22 protein-coding genes are annotated in these 21,470 nt (G+C 53.9%); 14 read left to right on the forward strand and 8 right to left on the reverse strand.

Annotated features, from left to right (window positions below; genetic code table 11):
• The first annotated feature begins 83 nt into the window (after positions 1-83).
• Positions 84-1,052, forward strand: coding sequence for a lauroyl-Kdo(2)-lipid IV(A) myristoyltransferase (gene lpxM, locus QZQ97_RS03865; protein ID WP_311992333.1), 969 nt, complete (start codon positions 84-86; stop codon positions 1,050-1,052).
• A 76-nt stretch (positions 1,053-1,128) separates the two neighbouring features.
• Here the strand turns inward: lpxM and QZQ97_RS03870 are convergent, their stop codons facing one another.
• The 3 genes from QZQ97_RS03870 to QZQ97_RS03880 form a co-directional block, all read right to left on the reverse strand.
• A complete protein-coding gene (locus tag QZQ97_RS03870) occupies positions 1,129-2,013 on the reverse strand; it encodes a leucine-rich repeat domain-containing protein (protein ID WP_311992334.1) in 885 nt (294 codons plus the stop codon).
• Positions 2,014-2,126: 113 nt separating this feature from the next.
• Positions 2,127-3,569 carry a pyruvate kinase gene (gene pyk / locus QZQ97_RS03875; protein ID WP_065506321.1) on the reverse strand — a complete coding sequence of 481 codons (1,443 nt, stop codon included), beginning with the start codon at positions 3,567-3,569 and terminating at the stop codon, positions 2,127-2,129.
• 181 nt (positions 3,570-3,750) lie between these two features.
• Positions 3,751-4,623 carry a MurR/RpiR family transcriptional regulator gene (locus QZQ97_RS03880; protein ID WP_311992335.1) on the reverse strand — a complete coding sequence of 291 codons (873 nt, stop codon included), beginning with the start codon at positions 4,621-4,623 and terminating at the stop codon, positions 3,751-3,753.
• A gap of 395 nt (positions 4,624-5,018) precedes the next feature.
• On the opposite strand from QZQ97_RS03880, the gene zwf reads away from it, so the two are divergent.
• From zwf to mdtI, 4 genes are all read left to right on the forward strand, one after another.
• A complete protein-coding gene (zwf, locus tag QZQ97_RS03885) occupies positions 5,019-6,494 on the forward strand; it encodes a glucose-6-phosphate dehydrogenase (protein ID WP_065506320.1) in 1,476 nt (491 codons plus the stop codon).
• Positions 6,495-6,648: 154 nt separating this feature from the next.
• The gene (locus tag QZQ97_RS03890) at positions 6,649-7,290 is read left to right on the forward strand and encodes a bifunctional 4-hydroxy-2-oxoglutarate aldolase/2-dehydro-3-deoxy-phosphogluconate aldolase (protein WP_311992336.1); all 642 of its coding nucleotides are present in this window, start codon (positions 6,649-6,651) and stop codon (positions 7,288-7,290) included.
• Positions 7,291-7,841: 551 nt separating this feature from the next.
• The gene (gene mdtJ, locus QZQ97_RS03895) at positions 7,842-8,210 is read left to right on the forward strand and encodes a multidrug/spermidine efflux SMR transporter subunit MdtJ (protein WP_013813319.1); all 369 of its coding nucleotides are present in this window, start codon (positions 7,842-7,844) and stop codon (positions 8,208-8,210) included.
• A complete protein-coding gene (gene mdtI, locus QZQ97_RS03900) occupies positions 8,197-8,526 on the forward strand; it encodes a multidrug/spermidine efflux SMR transporter subunit MdtI (RefSeq protein ID WP_006325862.1) in 330 nt (109 codons plus the stop codon). Before mdtJ ends, mdtI begins: the two co-directional genes overlap by 14 nt.
• Before the next feature lie 56 nt (positions 8,527-8,582).
• Here the strand turns inward: mdtI and QZQ97_RS03905 are convergent, their stop codons facing one another.
• Positions 8,583-8,927 (reverse strand): RidA family protein, encoded by a 345-nt coding sequence (locus QZQ97_RS03905; protein WP_065506316.1) that lies wholly within the window; start codon positions 8,925-8,927, stop codon positions 8,583-8,585.
• 133 nt (positions 8,928-9,060) lie between these two features.
• On the opposite strand from QZQ97_RS03905, the gene QZQ97_RS03910 reads away from it, so the two are divergent.
• From QZQ97_RS03910 to rnd, 5 genes are all read left to right on the forward strand, one after another.
• Entirely contained in the window at positions 9,061-10,965 is a 1,905-nt protein-coding gene (locus QZQ97_RS03910) for an ATP-dependent DNA helicase (RefSeq protein ID WP_311992337.1), read from the forward strand.
• Positions 10,966-11,031: 66 nt separating this feature from the next.
• Entirely contained in the window at positions 11,032-11,733 is a 702-nt protein-coding gene (tsaB, locus tag QZQ97_RS03915; protein WP_311992338.1) for a tRNA (adenosine(37)-N6)-threonylcarbamoyltransferase complex dimerization subunit type 1 TsaB, read from the forward strand.
• A gap of 101 nt (positions 11,734-11,834) precedes the next feature.
• Positions 11,835-12,425 carry a Slp family lipoprotein gene (locus tag QZQ97_RS03920; RefSeq protein WP_311992339.1) on the forward strand — a complete coding sequence of 197 codons (591 nt, stop codon included), beginning with the start codon at positions 11,835-11,837 and terminating at the stop codon, positions 12,423-12,425.
• Positions 12,426-12,633: 208 nt separating this feature from the next.
• On the forward strand, positions 12,634-14,322 hold the full coding sequence (fadD, locus tag QZQ97_RS03925) for a long-chain-fatty-acid--CoA ligase FadD (protein WP_311992340.1): 1,689 nt from the start codon (positions 12,634-12,636) through the stop codon (positions 14,320-14,322).
• 89 nt (positions 14,323-14,411) lie between these two features.
• Positions 14,412-15,533: a ribonuclease D gene (gene rnd / locus QZQ97_RS03930; protein WP_311992341.1), complete on the forward strand. Its 1,122-nt coding sequence runs from the start codon at positions 14,412-14,414 to the stop codon at positions 15,531-15,533.
• 236 nt (positions 15,534-15,769) lie between these two features.
• Here rnd and minE read toward each other — a convergent pair whose 3' ends face one another.
• The 3 genes from minE to minC are packed head-to-tail and all read right to left on the reverse strand — an operon-like array spanning position 15,770 to position 17,582.
• A complete protein-coding gene (gene minE, locus QZQ97_RS03935; RefSeq protein ID WP_004945472.1) occupies positions 15,770-16,039 on the reverse strand; it encodes a cell division topological specificity factor MinE in 270 nt (89 codons plus the stop codon).
• Positions 16,040-16,042: 3 nt separating this feature from the next.
• A complete protein-coding gene (gene minD, locus QZQ97_RS03940; RefSeq protein ID WP_013813311.1) occupies positions 16,043-16,855 on the reverse strand; it encodes a septum site-determining protein MinD in 813 nt (270 codons plus the stop codon).
• A gap of 25 nt (positions 16,856-16,880) precedes the next feature.
• Positions 16,881-17,582 (reverse strand): septum site-determining protein MinC, encoded by a 702-nt coding sequence (minC, locus tag QZQ97_RS03945; protein ID WP_212556303.1) that lies wholly within the window; start codon positions 17,580-17,582, stop codon positions 16,881-16,883.
• A 136-nt stretch (positions 17,583-17,718) separates the two neighbouring features.
• On the opposite strand from minC, the gene QZQ97_RS03950 reads away from it, so the two are divergent.
• From QZQ97_RS03950 to QZQ97_RS03960, 3 genes are all read left to right on the forward strand, one after another.
• Positions 17,719-17,991, forward strand: a complete 273-nt coding sequence (locus tag QZQ97_RS03950) for a YcgL domain-containing protein (RefSeq protein ID WP_065506311.1) — start codon at positions 17,719-17,721, stop codon at positions 17,989-17,991.
• Positions 17,992-18,053: 62 nt separating this feature from the next.
• Positions 18,054-19,106, forward strand: a complete 1,053-nt coding sequence (locus tag QZQ97_RS03955) for a lytic murein transglycosylase (protein ID WP_311993867.1) — start codon at positions 18,054-18,056, stop codon at positions 19,104-19,106.
• An 82-nt stretch (positions 19,107-19,188) separates the two neighbouring features.
• Positions 19,189-19,845 carry a fumarylacetoacetate hydrolase family protein gene (locus QZQ97_RS03960; protein ID WP_311992342.1) on the forward strand — a complete coding sequence of 219 codons (657 nt, stop codon included), beginning with the start codon at positions 19,189-19,191 and terminating at the stop codon, positions 19,843-19,845.
• Positions 19,846-19,918: 73 nt separating this feature from the next.
• Here QZQ97_RS03960 and QZQ97_RS03965 read toward each other — a convergent pair whose 3' ends face one another.
• Positions 19,919-20,167 (reverse strand): CsbD family protein, encoded by a 249-nt coding sequence (locus QZQ97_RS03965; protein ID WP_311992343.1) that lies wholly within the window; start codon positions 20,165-20,167, stop codon positions 19,919-19,921.
• A 403-nt stretch (positions 20,168-20,570) separates the two neighbouring features.
• Between QZQ97_RS03965 and QZQ97_RS03970 the strand changes: the two genes are divergently transcribed.
• Positions 20,571-21,017, forward strand: a complete 447-nt coding sequence (locus QZQ97_RS03970) for a YcgN family cysteine cluster protein (protein ID WP_065506309.1) — start codon at positions 20,571-20,573, stop codon at positions 21,015-21,017.
• Positions 21,018-21,470: the final 453 nt, after the last annotated feature.

Consider the following 21,470-nt stretch of genomic DNA (forward strand, 5'->3'; position numbering starts at 1 on the left):
TATATTGGCGCTTCGTCGTTGTTAATTGCAAAATCAACCTTTGCAATTATGATTAGCCGAACCGCTAAGTTAAGAGCTTGTGCATGCAAAACGAGAAAAAATCGAACGTAGAGTTCATTCCGCAATTTCAAAAAGCCTTTTACCATCCGCGCTACTGGGGTGTTTGGTTGGGTACCGGGCTGATGGCCGGCATTTCACTGATCCCTGCGCGCCTGCGCGATCCGGTACTCGGAGCCATTGGCAAGCTGGTCGGCAAAGTGGCCAAAAGTGCGCGCCGCCGTGCACGTATCAACTTGCTGTATTGCCTGCCGGAAGTGCCGGAAAACGAACGCGAGCATATTATTGACGAGATGTTCGCCACTGCACCGCAATCGATGATTCTGATGGCGGAACTGGCCTGCACCAAACCGGAGAAAGTGCTGAAGCGTGTGCGTTGGCACGGTGAAGAGGTACTGGATAAGATCCGCGCGGAAGGCCGAAACGTGATTTTCCTGGTGCCGCATGGTTGGGCAGTGGATGTACCCGCAATGCTGATGGCAGCGCGTGGTCAGCCGATGGCGGCGATGTTCCACAACCAAAGCAATCCTTTGGTGGATTATCTGTGGAATGCGGTGCGCCGTAAGTTTGGTGGCCGGATGCACGCGCGCAATGACGGTATCAAGCCGTTTATCAGCTCAGTGCGTCAGGGGTATTGGGGCTATTATCTGCCCGATCAGGATCACGGCGCCGAACACAGCGAGTTCGTCGACTTTTTCGCTACCTATAAAGCGACGTTGCCGGCGGTAGGCCGTCTAATGAAGGTGTGCCGTGCGGCAATAGTGCCTTTGTTCCCGGTGTATGACGGCAAAACCAGCATGTTGGATATCTATATTCGCCCGCCGATGGATGATTTGGCCGTTGCTGATGACCCCTATATTGCGCGCCGCATGAATGAAGAAGTTGAGAATTTGGTGGGGCCGAATCCAGAGCAGTACACCTGGATCCTAAAACTACTGAAAACGCGTAAAGAAGGGGAAACTGAGCCCTATTCGCGCGACGATTTATACCGCTAAGCGGAATGGTCGCTTAAGATCGCAAGGGCCAGTCATCGAAAGGTGGCTGGCCTTTTGTTGTTGCAGCGCTTATAGCTTATATATGTACCAGGCAGCCCTGCGCAATCAAGGGCTCCAGCACCGCTGGCATCTGGGTGAAATTGTTCCAGCGCAAATCCAATCGCCGCAGGCGAGTCAATGCCGCCATGCTGTCCGGCAGCTCACTCAACCGGTTGGCGCGCAGATCAAGCGTGGTGAGCGCCGTTAGCCGACCAAATTCGCCGGGTAGCTCCCGTAGCCGATTAGCGCGCAGATTAAGGTCGGTCAGGCTGGCTAAGTGGCAGAATGCCGCAGGCAGCTTGCTGATGGCGTTATTTTCGATGTCCAGTACCGCCAGTTCAAGCCATTGCGAGATTTCTTCCGGCAGCGTTTCCAGACGATTGTTCATCAGATGCAGTTCCCGCAGCGCGGTCAACTGGCCGAGGGTAGCCGGCAGCGCGGTAATCTGGTTGTTATATAGCCTCAGTTCCTGCAAACCACCCAGTTGAACAATGGCAGCAGGCAGTTCGCTCAGTCGGTTGTCGGTCACGTTCAAATAACGCAATTTATGCAGGCGCCCCAGTTCGATGGGCAGCGTGCTGAAGGCATTGTCGCTCAGATAAAGATAAGTCAGTTCACTGAGTTGGCCGATACCGGCAGGTACCCGCTCGGCTTTGTTGTGGCCGCAATCCAGCATCGCCAGCTTTTGCAATTGGCCGAGCTCTTCCGGCAGTTCACTGAGTTGGTTACAGGAGATATTCAGTACCTGCAGCGCGCGATGCTGAAAAATTTGCGCCGGGAACTGGCGGAGGCGATTGCCGTACAGGCTGATTTTCAGCAATGCGTTGCCCTGCAGGCAGGCTTCGTCCAGGCTTTCCAGCCCCTGGCCGTCAAGATCCAGTGCAAGCGAGTTGCAGTTTTGCGGTGGGTGTTGATGAAGCATCTTGGCTCTCCGTTTGCCGTGGTGGCGACTGGAGACGAGTTTATCAGGCGAAAAGGGCGGTGCGGGAAAAAATGCCGGCCGTGTTAACGGCCGGCGGCAAGCGGCAAGCGGGATTACTCGACGCGCAGGATACGGCTGGTGTTGGTGGTGCCAACGGTTTCCATCACGTCGCCCTGCGTCACGATCACCAGGTCGCCTGAAACCAGGAAGCCTTTGTCGCGCAGGCGATTCACCGCATCGTTGGCCGCGACGACGCCGTCGTTATGGCTGTCGAAGTAAACCGGCGTAACGCCGCGATAGAGCGCGGTCAGGTTCAGGGTGTGCTCATGACGCGACATGGCGAAGATCGGCAACCCGGAACTGATGCGGGACATCATCAGCGCAGTACGGCCTGATTCTGTCATGGCGATCAGTGCAGTCACGCCTTTCAGGTGGTTGGCGGCGTACATTGAAGACATGGCAATGGCTTCTTCGATATTGTCGAACTGCACGTCCAAACGGTGTTTGGAGACGTTGATGCTTGGGATCTTTTCAGCGCCCAAACAAACACGTGCCATTGCCGCCACGGTTTCGGCCGGATACTGGCCCGCTGCGGTTTCGGCAGACAGCATTACGGCGTCGGTACCATCCAGCACGGCGTTCGCCACGTCCATGACTTCGGCGCGGGTTGGCATCGGATTGGTGATCATCGATTCCATCATCTGGGTCGCGGTAATGACGGCGCGGTTCAGCGTGCGGGCACGACGGATCAGTTTTTTCTGGATGCCGACCAGTTCAGGATCGCCGATTTCGACGCCCAGGTCGCCACGGGCAACCATTACCACGTCGGAAGCCAGGATGATGTCGTCCATTGCTTCGTCGCTGCATACGGCTTCGGCACGTTCAACTTTAGAAACGATCTTGGCGTTGCAGCCTGCATCGCGCGCAAGACGGCGTGCGTAGTTCAGGTCTTCGCCGGTACGCGGGAAGGATACCGCCAGATAGTCGACGCCGATCTTCGCCGCGGTGATGATATCGGCTTTATCTTTCTCGGTCAGCGCTTCGGCGGACAGGCCACCGCCCAGCTTGTTGATACCTTTGTTGTTGGACAGTGGGCCGCCAACGGTCACTTCGGTAAACACTTTCATGCCCTGAACTTCAAGCACTTTCAGCTGTACGCGGCCGTCGTCCAGCAGCAGTACGTCACCCGGCACCACGTCGGCTGGCAGGCCTTTATAGTCGATACCGACTTTTTCTTTATCGCCTTCACCTTTTGACATGTTGGCATCGAGCAGGAATTTGTCACCAATATTGAGGAAGATTTTGCCTTCCTTAAAGGTGGAAACGCGGATTTTCGGCCCTTGCAGGTCGCCCAGAATAGCGACGTGACGCCCCAGTTTGGCAGCGATTTCGCGCACTTTATCCGCACGAGCCTGATGGTCTTCCGCGCTGCCGTGAGAAAAGTTGAGCCGAACCACGTTAGCGCCGGCGGCAATGATCTTTTCCAGATTATTGTCGCGGTCAGTAGCCGGGCCAAGGGTGGTAACAATTTTGGTTCTTCTGAGCCGTCTGGACATGTATTACTCCGTTGACTGGTGAAGCAAAGTATTGGTGTTGCGATAACGTCGGATAACGAAACCAGGAGTGAAATGTAATTTTACTACACTGATGTTTCACCCGGGTTACCCGCATGAGCGTTTTACAGGTACTGCCTCTAATACTGCCGTTCAAATTTTCCCGGCAGGTTTTTTACATCGGTTACGAGTCGAAATTATTCGGGATAACCGCACCCTTATCAAAGCGCGATTCTTTTAACGCTTCCTTGACCCGCTTCAAGTTATCTCTGAATTTAGCCCCTCTGCGCAAGGTAAATCCGGTGGCCAGAACGTCGATGAGCGTTAATTGCGCAATTCGGGACACCATCGGCATATAAACGTCTGTATCCTCCGGCACATCAAGCAGCAGAGACAGCGTCGCCGCATGGGCGAGAGGGGTATCTCGTGAGGTGATGGCGATCACCGTGGCGTCGTTTTCACGCGCCAGTTGCGCCATCTCAACCAGGTTTTTGGTGCGGCCGGTGTGGGAAATCAACACCACCACGTCGCCTTCGCTGGAGTTCATGCATCCCATGCGCTGCATGACGATGTCATCGAAATAGACCACCGGGATATTAAAACGGAAAAATTTGTTCATCGCGTCGTGGGCGACCGCCGCCGATGCGCCTAAACCAAAGAAAGAGATCTTTTTTGCCTGCGTAAGCAGGTCAACCGCACGATTGATTGCGGCAATATCTAAATTTGCCTTTACTGTATCCAGACAGGCCATCACCGATTCAAATATTTTACCGGTGTAGGAATCGACGCTGTCATCTTCCTCCACGTTACGATTTACGTAAGGAGTGCCGTTGGCCAGGCTTTGCGCCAGATGCAGCTTAAAATCGGGGAAACCCTTGGTATCGAGACGGCGACAAAAACGATTGACGGTAGGTTCGCTGACGTCCGCCATTTTGGCCAGCGTGGCGATACTGGAGTGAATGGCGGTTTGTGGGGAGGCCAGGATCACCTCGGCGACTTTCCTTTCAGATTTGCTCAGAAGCTCCAGATGGCTCTGGATTTTGTCCAGCGTATTCATATAACGAGAGTCACTCATGGTTTTGTACCCGCAATCTTTCAAGTTTCCACTTGAAATCCATCGGATATGTCGATTTCAATCAAAGGAGAAATCAATGCCGGTTTAATGAAAATATACTACGTGCCGGTAACCGTTGGCAGTCTCGACACAGGGTATGCAGACTTTTTTCATCAGAACATGACCTGTGTCTAACTTTCATAATGGTAAAAGAGCGTCAAAAAAGACAGAAAATTACAGTTTTTAGTTTCGTCGGCGGCGTTTAGGCCCGATCGCGCTTAACACTGGAGTTTCTGGGGCTTTTTTTCTGCTTTTGATCCGGGTTTACTGGCCGTAGTCAAAGAGAGTACATTAGTAATGTAAGAAAATTACAAATATCCTGCAACGAGGAGATGAACATGGCGGTAACCTCTACAGCCCAGGCGTGTGACCTGGTTATTTTCGGCGCGAAGGGCGATTTGGCGCGTCGTAAGCTGCTGCCTTCCCTGTACCAGTTAGAAAAAGCCGGTCATATCCACCCGGAAACCCGGATTATCGGCGTTGGTCGTGCCGAGTGGGATAAAGAAGCCTATATCAAGGTGGTCAAGGAAGCACTTGGCACCTTTATGAAAGAAAAGCTGGATGATGAACTCTGGGCCACGCTGAGCGCACGCCTGGATTTCTGCAACCTGGATGTGAACGACAGCAAAAACTTTACCAAACTGGGTAAAATGCTGGACCAGAAGCATCGCACCACCATCAACTATTTCGCCATGCCGCCAAGCACCTTCGGCGCGATCTGCAAAGGGTTGGGCGAGGCAAAACTGAATCACGACCCGGCGCGCGTCGTGATGGAAAAACCGTTGGGCACCGATCTGGCATCCTCCCGCGTGATCAACGATCAGGTGGCGGAATACTTCAACGAGTCCCAGGTTTACCGTATTGACCACTACCTCGGTAAAGAAACGGTACTGAACCTGCTGGCATTGCGTTTCGCCAACTCGCTGTTTGCTTCCAACTGGGACAACCGTACTATCGATTCCGTACAGATCACCGTGGCGGAAGAGGTGGGCATCGAAGGGCGCTGGGGTTACTTTGATCAGGCCGGCCAGATGCGCGACATGATCCAGAACCACCTGTTGCAGATTCTGACCATGATTGCCATGTCGCCGCCGGCGGATTTGACCACCGATCGCATTCGTGACGAAAAAGTGAAGGTGCTGCGCTCGCTGCGCCGCATCAATCAGAGCAATGTGCGTGAAACCACGGTGCGTGGCCAATACACCGCCGGTTTTGTGCAGGGCAAAAAAGTGCCGGGCTATCTGGAAGAGGAAGGGGCGAACAAAAGCAGCAACACCGAAACCTTCGTCTCTATTCGCGTGGACATCGACAACTGGCAGTGGGCCGGCGTGCCGTTCTATTTGCGTACTGGCAAACGCCTGCCGACCAAATGTTCTGAAGTAGTGGTCTATTTCAAGAACCCGCCGTTGAACCTGTTCAGCGACTCTTACCAACAACTGCCGCAGAACAAATTGACCATTCGTCTGCAGCCGGATGAAGGTATCGAGATTCAGGTGCTGAACAAGGTGCCGGGCTTGGATCACAAGCACCGCCTGCAAACCACCAAGCTGGATTTGAGCTTCTCGGAAACCTTCAACCAGGAGCACGTGGCAGACGCCTACGAGCGTTTGTTGCTGGAGACCATGCGCGGTATTCAGGCGCTGTTCGTGCGCCGTGACGAGGTGGAAGAAGCCTGGAAATGGGTGGACTCCATCATGGACGCCTGGAAAGCGGACAACGAAGCGCCGAAGCCGTATCAGTCCGGAACCTGGGGCCCGGTAGCCTCGGTCGCGATGATCACCCGCGATGGCCGTTCCTGGAACGAGTTCGAGTAACGCGTCGCCGGCAGTTTATCTGCCGGCTTTTTTTTGCCCGTAGAACGCGGGATAGCAACCTTGCTTAGGGTACGGCCGGACGCCCGCATGAACTTGCGGAGCCCTGTGGCAGGGGCGTGCCATTTATAAACCGTAAGTAGTGGAGAAGGTATTAATGAAAAACTGGAAAACCAGCGCAGAACAAATCCTGACGGCAGGTCCGGTGGTTCCGGTCATTGTGATCAATAAACTGGAGCATGCGGTGCCGTTGGCCAGGGCGCTGGTCGCCGGTGGCGTTCGCGTGCTGGAAGTGACATTACGTACCGCCTGCGCCATGGAGGCGATCCGTGCCATCGCCAAAGAAGTGCCGGAGGCGATTATCGGTGCAGGTACGGTGATTAATCCCCAGCAGTTGCAAGACGTGACCGAGGCCGGTGCGCAATTCGCTATCAGCCCAGGCCTGACCGAGGCGCTGCTGAAAGCCGCTACCGCAGGAACCATTCCGTTGATTCCGGGCATCAGCACCGTTTCAGAGCTGATGTTGGGCATGGATCACGGGCTGCGCGAGTTCAAATTCTTCCCTGCAGAAGCCAATGGCGGCGTCAAAGCGTTGCAGGCTATCGGCGGCCCATTCCCACAGGTGCGTTTTTGTCCGACCGGTGGTATCACGCCGAATAACTACCGAGATTACCTGGCACTGAAAAGCGTGCTGTGCATCGGTGGATCCTGGCTTGTGCCGGCCGACGCGTTGGAGAGCGGCGACTACGATCGCATCAGCGAACTGGCGCGCAGCGCCGTCAAGGGCGCTGCGTTGTAACCCGCGTCGCGCTTGGGTTTGGCGATTGTTTGCCCACCCCTGAGGTCATCAAGGTTCAACGGCTCGTTGAACCTTTTTTTATTTTTAAAATGCTTAACTTTCTTATTTTTAACCCGTTTTTTTCTCGTTTTTGTGAAAACGGCAGTTTGCTTTCTTATTTTGGCTATGGTACAAATATCGCAGTTGAAAATTTTACTTTTATGAGGATATTGGGCAAATCGCACGGTGTGCGGCTGAGAATAGAGAATAATTATGATGAAACTTAACGGAACTACCCTCAGAACTTCTACTTGCCAGCTTTTCCTGTCTGCCATCCTTGCCAGTGAGCATCACTGGTGCAGCGAGCTATAGCGTCTTTCTCCCTTAACCGGTGCTGGTGACAGGCTTAGTCCTTCGTCATTGCGCGTAGCCGGGCAAACATTTTTATTACGTTTGGGTCAGTTTATCCCCAGGGATCTCTGCGTCGTCAGCGCCTTATTGCGCCTGTCCGACGAGATAAATCGGGATAAATACGCCTTAGCGTGCGTTATTCGCCGTTTGGGAGAAAAATTATGATTTATTGGATCTTTTTGGGTTTGGCTATCGTGGCCGAAATTATCGGCACTCTGTCAATGAAATACGCCAGCATCAGCGGCGGTATGACCGGGCATATTGTGATGTATGTGATGATCACCGCCTCTTACGTAATGCTGTCGCTGGCGATAAAACGCGTCGCCCTTGGCGTGGCTTATGCGCTGTGGGAAGGTATCGGTATCCTGTTTATTACGCTGTTCAGCGTGTTGTGGTTTGATGAGCCGATCTCTGCGTTGAAAGTGTTGGGTCTGGTGACGCTGATTGCCGGTATCCTGCTGGTGAAATCCGGTACCCGTAAGGGGCGAAAACAGGTCAGTCCGCGAGGTAACAACCATGCAACAGCTTGAGTTGTACCACATCGGGTTTCTGGCACTGGCGATAGTCCTGGAAATTGTCGCCAACATCTTTCTAAAAATGTCGGACGGCTTCCGTAAAGTATGGATGGGTCTGTTGTCTCTGCTGTCGGTGCTGGGCGCGTTCAGTGCGCTGGCGCAGGCGGTGAAGGGGATTGATCTGTCGGTGGCCTATGCGCTCTGGGGCGGTTTTGGTATTGCCGCGACCATCGCCGCCGGTTGGATCCTGTTCGGCCAGCGACTGAATGCCAAGGGCTGGATCGGCCTGGTGCTGCTGTTGGCGGGTATGGTGATTATCAAACTGGCTTAAGCAGCGCGCAGAATGACAAAATAAAAACCGCAGGGTCGCTCCCTGCGGTTTTTTGTTTACAGCGCGGCGATAATCTTGATTTCAACCTTGTATTTCGGGTTCATTAATTTGGCCTGCACGGTGCAGCGTACCGGTGCGCTGCCGGCAACCACCCAGGCATCCCAGGCGGCGTTCATCGCGGCGAAATCTGCGGCGTCTGCCAGGAAAATAGTGGCGTCCAACACTCGGCTTTTGTCGGAGCCAACGCGGGCCAGCAGCACGTCAATGGCTGCCAGGGTGTTGGCCGTCTGTGCTGTGGCATCGTCATCCAGATTTTCCGGCACGCTGGTGTAATAGACGGTGTCGTTGTGTACCACGGCTTCGGACCAGCGCTGGTCGGGATCAATGCGTTCGATATTCATTCAGTTATCTCCATATCATCATCACCTTAAGGGTAACACAGCAACCGATAGAAATGCGTGGCGATAAAGTCGGTGGTAGCCGTGCGGCAGGATTGGCATAATCACCGCTGAATTACACTGGCAGAGAGATAGCGTGACGGACGATTTCGCAACAGACGGCGCACTGGCGCAGGCAATCAAGGGTTTCAAACCGCGCGAACCTCAGCGGCAGATGGCGGAAGCCGTAACCGAGGCCATTAATTTCAAACAGGAGCTGGTGGTCGAAGCGGGTACCGGCACCGGTAAAACCTTCGCTTATTTGGCACCGGCGCTACGTGCCGATCGCAAAGTGATTATTTCCACCGGATCAAAGGCCCTGCAGGACCAGCTTTACGCGCGCGATCTGCCTACCGTCGCCAAAGCGCTCAAGTACAAAGGCAAGATGGCGCTGCTGAAGGGGCGCTCCAACTATCTGTGCCTGGAACGCCTGGAGCAACAATCGATGGCCGGCGGTGAGTTGGCCGGGCAGACGCTGATCGATCTGGTTCATCTGCGTAAATGGTCGTCATTGACCAAAGAAGGCGACATCAGCAGTTGCAGCGACGTGGCGGAAGACAGCTTTATCTGGCCGCTGGTGACCAGCACCAACGACAACTGCCTGGGCAGCGACTGCCCGCTGTATAAAGATTGCTTTGTGGTCAAAGCTCGCCGTCGGGCCATGGATGCTGACGTTATCGTGGTGAACCATCATCTGTTTCTGGCGGATATGGTGGTGAAAGAGGGCGGGTTTGCCGAGTTAATTCCTGAAGCCGACGTGATGATTTTCGACGAAGCCCATCAGATCCCGGATATTGCCAGTCAGTATTTTGGCAAGCAGCTGACCAGCCGCCAACTGTTGGATCTGGCTAAAGATATTACCATTGCCTACCGTACCGAAGTCCGTGACGCCGCGCAGTTGCAAAAAAGCGCCGATCGCCTCAGCCAGAGCACCCAGGATTTCCGTTTGATGTTGGGAGAGCCGGGGTTTCGCGGTAACCTGCGCGATGTGCTCAGTCAACCGAACGTGCAGCGCGCCCTGCTGCTGCTCGATGACGCGCTGGAGCTGTGCTACGACGTTGTTAAACTGTCCCTTGGCCGCTCGGCCTTGCTGGATGCCGCTTTCGAGCGCGCCACGCTGTATCGCGCACGCCTCAAGCGACTGAAAGAGGTCAACGAGCCGGGCTTCAGTTACTGGTATGAATGCAATTCACGCCATTTCGTGCTGGCGCTGACGCCGCTGACGGTGGCCGATCGCTTCCGTGAGCTGTTGGATGAAAAACCGGGCAGTTGGATTTTCACCTCGGCAACGCTGTCGGTTAATGAACAAATGGGGCACTTTACCGAGCGGTTGGGTCTGACCAAAGCCAAAACCTTGCTGCTGGCCAGCCCGTTCGACTACGCCAAACAGGCATTGCTGTGCGTACCGCGTTTTCTGCCTTCTCCGAATCAACCCGGCGGTGCGCGCCAGCTGGCGCGCATGCTGCGACCCTTGATTGAAGCCAATAACGGGCGCTGTTTCTTCCTTTGCACCTCGCACCAGATGATGCGCGAACTGGCGGAGGAATTTCGCGCCACCATGACGCTGCCGGTACTGTTGCAGGGGGAAACCAGCAAAGGCCAACTGTTGGCGCAGTTTGTCGAAGCCGGCAACGCGTTGTTGGTGGCGACCAGCAGTTTCTGGGAAGGGGTGGACGTGCGCGGTGACGCGCTGTCTTGCGTGATCATCGACAAACTGCCGTTTACCTCGCCCGACGATCCGCTGTTGAAGGCGCGAATTGAAGACTGCCGGCTGCGTGGCGGCGATCCGTTCAACGACGTGCAATTGCCGGATGCGGTCATTACCCTGAAGCAGGGCGTCGGGCGTCTGATCCGCGATACTGACGACCGTGGCGTGCTGGTGATCTGCGATAACCGCCTGGTGATGCGGCCTTATGGCGAGGTATTCCTCAATAGTCTGCCACCGACGCCGCGCACCCGGGATATCGCACAGGCGATTGCCTTCCTGCAGGCTGAACGCTAGCGGATAGGCGCGGACACGGGGCTATGCTACAATGCGCGCCCTGTTTTTTTCCCGCCAGAGGTTGGTATGTCCACGCGAATTTTAGCGATCGATACGGCGACGGAAGCCTGTTCCGTTGCCATCTGGAATCAAGGCGAAGTCCACGCCCTGTTTGAGCTGTGCCCACGTGAGCATACGCAACGCATTTTACCGATGGTGCAGCAAGTGCTGGCGGAATCCGGTTTAACCCTTAATCAACTCGACGCACTGGCTTTTGGCCGTGGGCCCGGCAGCTTTACCGGCGTGCGTATCGGTATCGGCATCGCGCAAGGGCTGGCGCTGGGAGCCGGGTTGCCAATGCTGGGCATTTCAACGTTGCAAACCATGGCGCAAGGTGCCTGGCGAGTTACCGGCGCCGACCGAGTGCTGGCGGCGATTGATGCACGGATGGGGGAAGTCTACTGGGGCCAGTTTGAGCGTCAGGGAGACGGCAGTTGGCTGGAAAGCGAAGGTGAAGCGGTGCTTTCACCACAGCAAGCGTTGGAACGTGCGCAAGGCCTGCAAGGCAACTGGGCGCATGTGGGTACCGGTTGGCAAACTTACCCGGACTTGATTGCCGGCGCTTTCCTGGGCCTGCGCGACGGGCAAATGCTCCTGCCGCAAGCGGAAGATATGCTGCCGCTTGCGCTGCTTGCCTGGCAGCAAGGATTGGCGGTGGCGGTAGAAAATGCCGAACCGACTTACTTGCGTAACGAAGTCACCTGGAAAAAACTGCCCGGTCGCGAATAACGGCGCCCTATTGTGCTGCGGTTGAATCCGGGCTATGAATGATCTGCAACTTGCTCAGCGATTTGCTGTCAAAGTTACAATCATTTCAGGAGATTGCGACGATGTTAACCCGCACTGTAAGTAACAACATGTCGCTGCTGGCCATGGCCTGCGGCGCGCTGGCATTGTCAGGTTGCGTAACCGTACCGGATGCGATTAAAGGCAGTACGGCAACGCCGGTGCAGCAACTATCTTCGGTGCAGAATGCGCCCAATCTGTTTGCCGGAGCTGAAGCCCGATTTGGCGGCACCGTAGTAAACGTCGCTAACGAGCAGGGGCACACGGTACTGGAGATCGCGGCGGTGCCGCTCGATTCAGGTGCCCGGCCGATTTTGGGCGAGCCGTCGCGGGGCCGTTTGCTGGCCACGGTTAACGGTTTTCTGGAGCCAGTCGATTTTAAGGGGCAGCTGGTTACCGTTGTCGGACCAATCACCGGCGTGAAAGAAGGCAAGATCGGCACGACGCAGTACAAGTTCGTTACGATGAACGCTACCGGTTACAAGCGCTGGCGCTTGACCCAGCAGGTGATGATGCCACCGGCCCCGATGGGACCATGGGGCTGGCGTAGCGGTACCTGGGGCCCGGGTTGGGGGGTAGGATACGGCTGGTACAATCCTGGTCCGGCGCAGGTGCAAACCATCGTTACCGAGTAGGCTTTTACTTCAGGTCAACAAATTTTAATAGGGCGGCTCCGGCCGCCTTTTCTTTTGGCACAGGGAAATACCGCCAATTAGTGATGTATATCGCAACCTGAATAATGTTTAAAACTCAAACTGGTCTGCTGAGTTAAAATATTGTTATGGTTTGGCTGCGTTTTTGGGGGCTGCGATGATAATGAGCAATGATTTCAGGAGTAATACCTTGGATAAGGTCTGGTTAAAACGTTACCCGGCAGATGTTCCGGCAGAGATCGACGCCGATCGTTATTCATCTTTGGTCGAAATGTTTGAAAATGCGGTTCAGCGCTATGCCGATCAACCGGCTTTCATTAACATGGGCGAGATGATGACCTTCCGTAAGCTGGAAGAACGCAGTCGGGCCTTCGCCGCTTACCTGCAAAATGAGCTGGGCTTGCAGAAGGGCGATCGCGTTGCACTGATGATGCCAAACCTGTTGCAGTATCCGATCGCGCTATTCGGCATTTTGCGCGCCGGCATGGTGGTGGTAAACGTTAACCCGCTGTATACGCCGCGCGAGCTGGAACACCAACTGAATGACAGTGGCGCCAGCGCCATCGTAATCGTCTCCAACTTTGCTCACACGTTGGAAAAAGTGGTGTTCAATACCCAGGTAAAACACGTGATCCTGACGCGTATGGGCGATCAGCTCTCCACCGCCAAAGGCACGTTGGTTAACTTCGTGGTGAAATACATTAAACGACTGGTGCCGAAATACCATCTGCCTGCCGCGATTTCTTTCCGCAGCGCTTTGCAGCGTGGACGCCGCTTGCAGTATGTCAAACCTGGCATCATCAATTCCGATCTGGCGTTCCTGCAATATACCGGCGGTACCACCGGCGTGGCGAAAGGCGCGATGCTGACGCACCGCAACATGCAGGCCAATTTGGCGCAGTGCAACGCCGCCTACGGGCCGCTGTTCCGCGATGGCCAGGAGTTGATAGTCACTGCACTGCCGCTGTACCATATTTTTGCGCTGACGGTGAATTGCCTGCTGTTTCTCGAGTTGGGCGGGCGCAATTTGCTGATTACCAACCCGCGCGATATTCCGGGGTTGGTGAAAGAGCTGGCCAAATATCCCTTCACCGCTATCAGCGGCGTCAATACGCTGTTTAATGCGCTGCTCAATAATGAAGAGTTCCACAAGCTGGATTTTTCGACTTTGCGTTTCTCGGTCGGCGGCGGGATGTCGGTACAAAAGGCGGTTGCGGACAAATGGGAGAAGGTCACCGGTCGACATTTGCTTGAGGGTTACGGCCTGACGGAATGTGCGCCGCTGGTCACCTGTAACCCGCACGATCTGACGCACTACAGCGGCAGCATCGGCCTGCCGGTATCTTCCACCGATATTCGGCTGGTGGATGATAATGGGCACGATGTGCCGGTGGGGGAACCGGGTGAACTGTGGGTTAAAGGACCGCAAGTTATGTTAGGCTACTGGCAGCGACCGGACGCCACTGATGAAGTGTTAAAAGAGGGCTGGCTCGCAACCGGCGATATCGTTACAGTGGACGAGTCGGGCTTTGTACGCGTGGTCGACCGCAAGAAAGACATGATTCTGGTTTCCGGTTTTAACGTTTACCCGAATGAGATCGAAGATGTGGTCAGCCAGCATCCGAAGGTGCTGGAATCCGCGGCAATTGGCGTGCCGAATGACGTCTCCGGTGAAACGGTCAAGATTTGCGTGGTGAAGAAAGACGCCTCTCTGACCAAGGAAGAGCTGTTGACCCATTGCCGCCGCTACCTGACCGGGTATAAAGTGCCTAAAATTGTTGAGTTCCGCGACGAGCTGCCGAAATCTAACGTCGGTAAAATTTTGCGGCGAGAACTGCGTGATGAACAGAAAAAACCGCCTGCGGCCGATGCTGCCTAGGTTATCATCCACGCCTTACAGATCAACAACGCCGGTGAATGCCGGCGTTGTTGTGTTTGAATCACGAAAGCGACCAAGAGAATGACGTTTTGAACTATCAGTTGATCACTACCGATGCCGGATTGCAGCAGGTCTGCGAGCAGGCGAGAAACCATGCCCAGATTGCGTTGGACACCGAATTTGTCAGAACGCGCACCTACTATCCGCAGTTAGGCCTGATTCAGTTATACGACGGTGAACAACTCTCCCTGATCGATCCCTTGCCGATCAAGCAATGGCAGCCGTTTATCGATCTGCTGAGCGATACCCAAATTGTGAAATTCCTGCATGCCGGCAGTGAAGACCTCGAGGTGTTCCTGAATGCGTTCAAAACACTACCGACTCCAATGGTCGACACCCAGATACTGGCAGCCTTCACCGGCCGACCGCTGTCTTGTGGTTTTGCGACCCTGGTGACGGAGTATATGCAGGTAGATCTGGATAAAAGCGAATCCCGCACCGATTGGCTGGCGCGCCCGCTGACGGAAAAACAGTGCGTATACGCCGCTGCCGATGTGTTCTATCTGCTGCCGATGGCCAAGCAACTGGTGCAGGAAACCGAAGACGCCGGTTGGACTGCCGCCGCGGCCAATGAGTGTCTGCTGCTCTGTCAGCGCCGCAGCGAGTCGCTGGCACCGGAATTGGCCTACCGTGAAATCACCAACGCCTGGCAGTTGCGTCCGCGCCAACTGGGCTGTTTGCAGAAGCTGGCGGAATGGCGGCTGCGCCAGGCGCGTGAGCGTGATTTGGCGGTCAACTTCGTGGTACGCGAGGAAAATCTCTGGCAGGTGGCGCGCCATATGCCAACTTCGCTGGGGGAATTGGATTCGCTTGGCCTGAGCGGCCCGGAAATTCGTTATCACGGCAAGACGTTGTTGGCGTTGGTGGCCGAAGCCAGCGAGCTGGACGAAACGGCACTGCCGGCACCGTTGTCCAACCTGATCGACCAACCGGGTTATAAGAAAGTGTTCAAAGATATCAAAGCGGCGATCGTTATTGTCAGTGAACAAAGCGGGTTAAGCAGTGAGTTGCTGGCATCGCGCAGGCAGATTAACCAACTGCTGAACTGGCACTGGAAATTGAAAAGCGGCGATAGCCTGCCGGAATTAGTCAGCGGTTGGCGCGGTGATTTATTAGCGTCACCACTTCAGGACATTCTGAAAAATTATTAATCGGTAGGTAGAAAAATCGGGGCAGGGTAAGGAAACGCTGCTCTGGTTATTCGTGATAAATAATCGAAGAAAATATTTTTCGGCAGGATTTACTTTAAACAACCGTGGCGCAACATTAATTGAGATTAATCCCAAAGGCGAAAAAACGATTAATGGGTGTTTTTTATCTCAATAACTGGATGTGCATACAGTTACCCCCTGTAAAAAATATACAGGGGGTAATTAATGCGTCGCAATCATTTAGCTGCTTCTTCCGATTCCGGTAATGTCACGTTGAGTTCAAGTACCGAAATATCATCCCCTTTCTGCTCAAACTGAACGTGCAGCATTTCGGGGTCGATTTGAATGTATTTGCAAATTACCGCCAGAATATCGCGTTTTAAATCAGGCAGATAATGGGGCTCACTGTCCCCACGACGACGCTCTGCGACGATAATTTGCAGCCGTTCCTTGGCTATATTGGCTGTCGGTTTTTTGCGGGACAGAAAGAAGTCTAGTAATGCCATGGTTTATCCCCCAAAAAGGCGTTTCAGGAAGCCCTTCTTCTCTTCTTCAATGAAGCGGAAGGGGCGTTCTTCTCCTAACAAGCGGCTAACGGTATCGTCATAGGCCTTACCGGCATCTGACTCGATATCAAGAATAACAGGCTCACCCTGGTTAGATGCGCGCAGCACGGACTGGTCTTCCGGGATAACACCGACCAATGGAATGCGCAGAATTTCCAGCACGTCCTCCATGCTTAGCATATCGCCACGGCTGACGCGGCCCGGGTTGTAACGGGTCAACAGCAGGTGCTCCTTGATAGGAGCTTCGCCTTTCTCAGCGCGACGGGATTTAGAAGACAGGATACCCAGGATACGGTCAGAGTCACGTACCGAGGAGACTTCCGGGTTAGTGGTGATCACCGCTTCATCGGCGAAATACAACGCCATCAGCGCACCGGTTTCGATGCCGGCTGGAGAGTCGCAGACCACGAAATCAAAATTCATCTCGCCCAGATCGTTGAGGATTTTCTCAACGCCTTCACGGGTCAGTGCGTCTTTGTCGCGGGTTTGCGAAGCCGGCAGGATATAAAGGTTATCAGTGCGTTTGTCTTTGATTAACGCCTGATTCAGCGTGGCGTCACCCTGAATCACGTTGACGAAATCGTACACCACCCGGCGTTCACAGCCCATGATCAGGTCAAGGTTCCGCAGACCGATATCGAAATCGATCACGACGGTTTTCTTGCCTTTTTGGGCTAAGCCGGTAGCGATGGCCGCGCTTGAAGTGGTCTTGCCAACGCCCCCTTTACCCGATGTAACAACAATAATGCGTGCCATGAAATGGATTCCTTGTCAAAAGGGCTTAATTTAAAGGTTGTATGGTTAAAGCGTTATCCAACAGGCTGAGCCGTGCTGCCTGCCCGAGATAATCGGACGGGATTTGGTCGCTCAACCAGTATTGCCCTGCGATAGAGACTAGCTCAGCACCCAGGTGCGTGCAAAAAATCTGGCACTGCGTATCCCCTGAAGCGCCGGCCAGCGCACGACCGCGCATCATGCCGTAAATGTGAATATTGCCGTCGGCAATTAATTCGGCCCCGGCACTGACGCTGCTGGTCACGATCAGATCGCAGTTGCGGGCATAAATTTGTTGGCCAGAACGAACAGGGGCACTGATGATTCGCGTCTTGGCAGGGGCGTTGATATCCACCACCGGGGCAGGCGCAGGGGCCGGTTCCGGGGCGGCCATTTTCTGGCCTTTGCCTTCGTTCAGTAACGGCAGCCCGGCACGGGTTATAGCGCGTTTCTGACGCTCATCTCTGCAACCGCTGATGCCAACAACGCGCAGACCCGCAGCCGTGACAGCCTGTTGAAGTTCTTTCCAGTTTGCATCGCCGTTCAGCGTTGCAACGTTGATAACAACAGGGGCGTTTTTCAAAAAAGCGGGCGCTTGCTCCACTTTTTCCAGTAACGCCTGACGAATTACCTCGGGTTCCGAATTATGCAAATGAACAACCGATAGGGTAAAACTGCTGCCTTTTAGCTCAATTGGCGATTGTGACATCTATCCTGACTCAGTCTCAGCAACTTTAAATCCCCGGAATACCAATCGGGGTGCGATATTCCGATGTACTATAAGCATGTTATAGTCAGAGTTATATCCAGGCAAGACGCTGCCCCAATTAAATAGAGTTAAAAAAATGCTTTGTGTGATCTATAGAAGCCCAAAACGGGATCAAACTTATCTTTATGTCGAAAAAAAAGACGATTTCTCCCGAGTGCCGGAAGATCTGATGAAAAGTTTCGGCACGCCGCAATTGGCGATGGTACTTTCCCTCGAAGGACGGGAAAAGTTAGCCTCGGCGGATATTGAGAAAGTGAAAGAAGCCTTGAAAGAAGAAGGGTTTTATCTGCAATTCCCGCCGCCAGTGGAAAATTTATTGAACCGGCATTTGTCAGAGGATAAAAAATAATCACCGCTGGCGCGCAGGGGCCTGGCTGAGTCAGCCCCCTAAAACGGCTAAGGAGCCCTGTGATGAAATTGTCGGCGATAGTAGCGGCATCAACCCTGCTGGCGCTGGGATGCGGCGTCTGTCAACAGACGGCGGCTCAGGTTGCTCCGTCGGGCGCGCCTGCGCCGACAACTGCGGTTGCGGGCACATTGGCTGAAATCGGCCGCGATCCGGCGCAATTTCCGGCCTATGTAGAGCAGTTGAAAGGTCAGGCGTTGGCACAGGGAATTAGTCAGAAAACCATCGACAGCGCTTTCGCCAACGTGCATTTTGTCGACCGTGTAATCAAGGCCGATCGCAATCAACCGGAAAAGAAAATCACGCTGGATGATTACCTTAAACGCGTATTGCCTCCCGCCAAAATCGAGCAAGGCCGAACTCTGTCCCGGCAATATCGACCGCAACTAAGACGCGTCACCGCGCACTACGGCGTCCCTGGGCGTTATATCGTGGCGCTGTGGGGAATGGAAAGCGCTTTCGGCAAGATTCAGGGCCATGAAGATGTCATTTCAGCTCTGGCCACACTGGCGTTTGAAGGCCGGCGTGAAACCTTCTTTACCCAACAGTTGATGGCGGCGCTGCAGATCGTGGAGCAGGGCCATGCCAGCAGTACCCAGCTAAAAGGGTCCTGGGCCGGTGCCATGGGCCAATGTCAGTTTATGCCGACTTCGTTCCTGAACTATGCGGCGGACGGCGACGGCGATGGCCGCATTGATATCTGGAACAATCCTGACGACGTGTTCGCTTCTACCGCCAACTATTTGGCGAGCGAGGGCTGGCAACGCGGCATTGGCTGGGGCAGGGAAGTGATGTTGCCGGCCGGTTTCGGCGTCGATAGCCTGGGGTTGAAAGATCGTCAGGCTCGTAGCGTGAACGAATGGCAAAAACGCGGCGTGCGGCGGCCTGACGGTTCAGCGCTTCCGCACTCAACCCTGCGAAGTTGGGTTATCACACCGGATGACATGCAGGGCCGCGCATTTCTGGTTTATGATAATTTCCGGACCATCATGCACTGGAATCGCTCTTACTATTTTGCGATTGCTGTGGGTATGATGGCTGACGGTATCGGGCAATAGGTTAGCGCTACGGTACCCCACCAGAGGGTGGAATAACGGGCTTAGCATGCTAAGCCCCTACATGATTGTAGGGAGAGGCGGTATGTATCAACATAGAGACTGGCAGGGTTCACTACTTGATTTCCCGGTTAATAAGGTGGTCTGCGTCGGCAGTAACTACGCCGATCATATTAAGGAAATGGGCAGTGCGGCCTCGGCAGAGCCGGTAGTGTTTATCAAACCTGAAACAGCGTTGTGCGACATTCGCCAGCCGGTGGCGATCCCTAAAGAGTTTGGGTCGGTGCACCATGAGGTGGAGCTGGCCGTGCTTATCGGTACGCCGTTAAAGCAAGCGAATGAAGATCGCGTAGCTCGCGCTATCGCCGGTTATGGTGTGGCGCTCGATCTGACGCTGCGCGAATTGCAGGCGGGTTTCAAGAAGGCTGGGCAACCCTGGGAAAAAGCCAAGGGTTTTGACGGCTCTTGCCCGATCTCCGGTTTCATTCCGGTGGCGGAGTTTGGCGACCCGCAAAATGCCGAACTGTCGCTGACGGTAAATGACCAATTGCGTCAGCAGGGCAACACTCGCGATATGATTACCCCAATATTGCCGCTGATCAGCTATATGAGCCGTTTCTTCACGCTGCGCGCGGGCGATATCATTCTTACCGGCACGCCGCAGGGCGTCGGCCCGATGAGTTCTGGCGACATGTTGAAAGTTACGCTTAACGGCAAATCACTGAGCACCCGCGTGATTTAAAATCGTGACTAACGAAAACGAAAAAGGCCCTTAAAGGGCCTTTTGTTTGTCGGTATTTGGATCGGTTACCTGATTACTTACGGCCCAACAAGAAACCGAAAACGATACCGACAGCGGCGGCGATGGCGACGCCGGCAAGCGGGTTGGACTCAACCTGAGTCCGCACGGTGTCTGCCGCGTCACGAGCCGCATAACTGGCCTGAGAGGCGTATTTGCGGGCTGCACCTTTGGCCTGGTGTTCCGGCGAATCTGTCGCCTCACCGAAGGCTTCCTGAACAGCGCCAGCAGCTTCATTGACCTTATCTTCTGCTTTTCCAAACATGTTTAGCTCCTTATCTCTGTTCTAAAGGCGAACATTAAACATAGCAGCATTATGGCGAGTCGGGAGGCATAACATGCTATATGAGAAGAATCCGAGCATTGCCTCAGGGGAGGCTGGCGGTGTCAAACGGCAGAAACCAAAAGGTGATGGGTCTGTAATTTGTACGTATAATTGAGGGATGGGAGCGGTTTTCCCGTTAGACAAAGCCGGCAACGCCTTGATATTCCGGTTGCCCAATGTTGGACGTCATTGTTTTAAATAGCGTTTTTTTTAAGCTAAACTTTCGTTATCATTATGATTATATTGTGTTTTTAGTCTTTCCATTCGACTGAAATATCTATATAGTGCACCCTCAAAACCTGTGCGCAGGTTATCTATTCATTTACCTATACCGGACGCGAATATGTCACAAACCCCTTTTTGGCAACAAAAAACGCTGGCGGAAATGTCAGAGCAAGAGTGGGAGTCGCTGTGCGACGGTTGTGGGCAATGCTGTCTGAATAAGCTGATCGACGAAGATACCGACGAGATTTATTTCACCAACGTAGCCTGCAATCAGTTGAATATTAAGTCGTGTCAGTGCCGCAACTATGAGCGCCGCTTCGAACTGGAAGAAGATTGCATCAAACTGACGCGCGAAAATCTGACCACCTTTGACTGGTTACCACCTACCTGTGCGTATCGCCTGATTGGCGAAGGCAAACCGCTGTTTTCATGGCACCCGCTGGTTAGCGGCTCCAAGGCAGCTATGCACGGTGAGCGTATTACGGTGCGGCATATTGCGGTGCGTGAGAGTGAAGTGGTGGACTGGCAGGATCATATCTTGAACAAGCCGAGCTGGGCGAGATAAAGAAAAAAGCCCCTGCAAAGAGAGAGGGGCAAGACACACAACAACACCAGGGAAATCGGTGATACAACATGCGGTTACTATAAGGATTTTTTGGCTTAAGTTCATCAGAATATTGATGCAATAATGCATCACTATGATGAGTTTTTTTGTATGAGCGTGATGAGTACAAAACATCCCCCGCAGTGTCTCGGTGCCCGGAGGCGATTGGGCAATGTATTGCCTCTGCGATTAACGCGCTATGCCCTTCAAACTTAATGTTATGTAAATTACCCGCCAAATCTCGCCTGAACGCTTCTTTATCGTTGTGATATTAGGTAGCTTGACCGCTCTCACGCCAAGTTCCGAGAGTACAATAATGAAAATGATACGACTGTTTGCCGTAGCTGGGGCACTGATAGTGCTCGTTTATTACCTTACGCATACTTGACGTCGGGTTACCTCTGAAAATCACAA

The organism is Serratia sp. root2, from assembly GCF_031931805.1.
In the GTDB taxonomy this organism is placed as follows: Bacteria; Pseudomonadota; Gammaproteobacteria; order Enterobacterales; family Enterobacteriaceae; genus Serratia; species Serratia inhibens.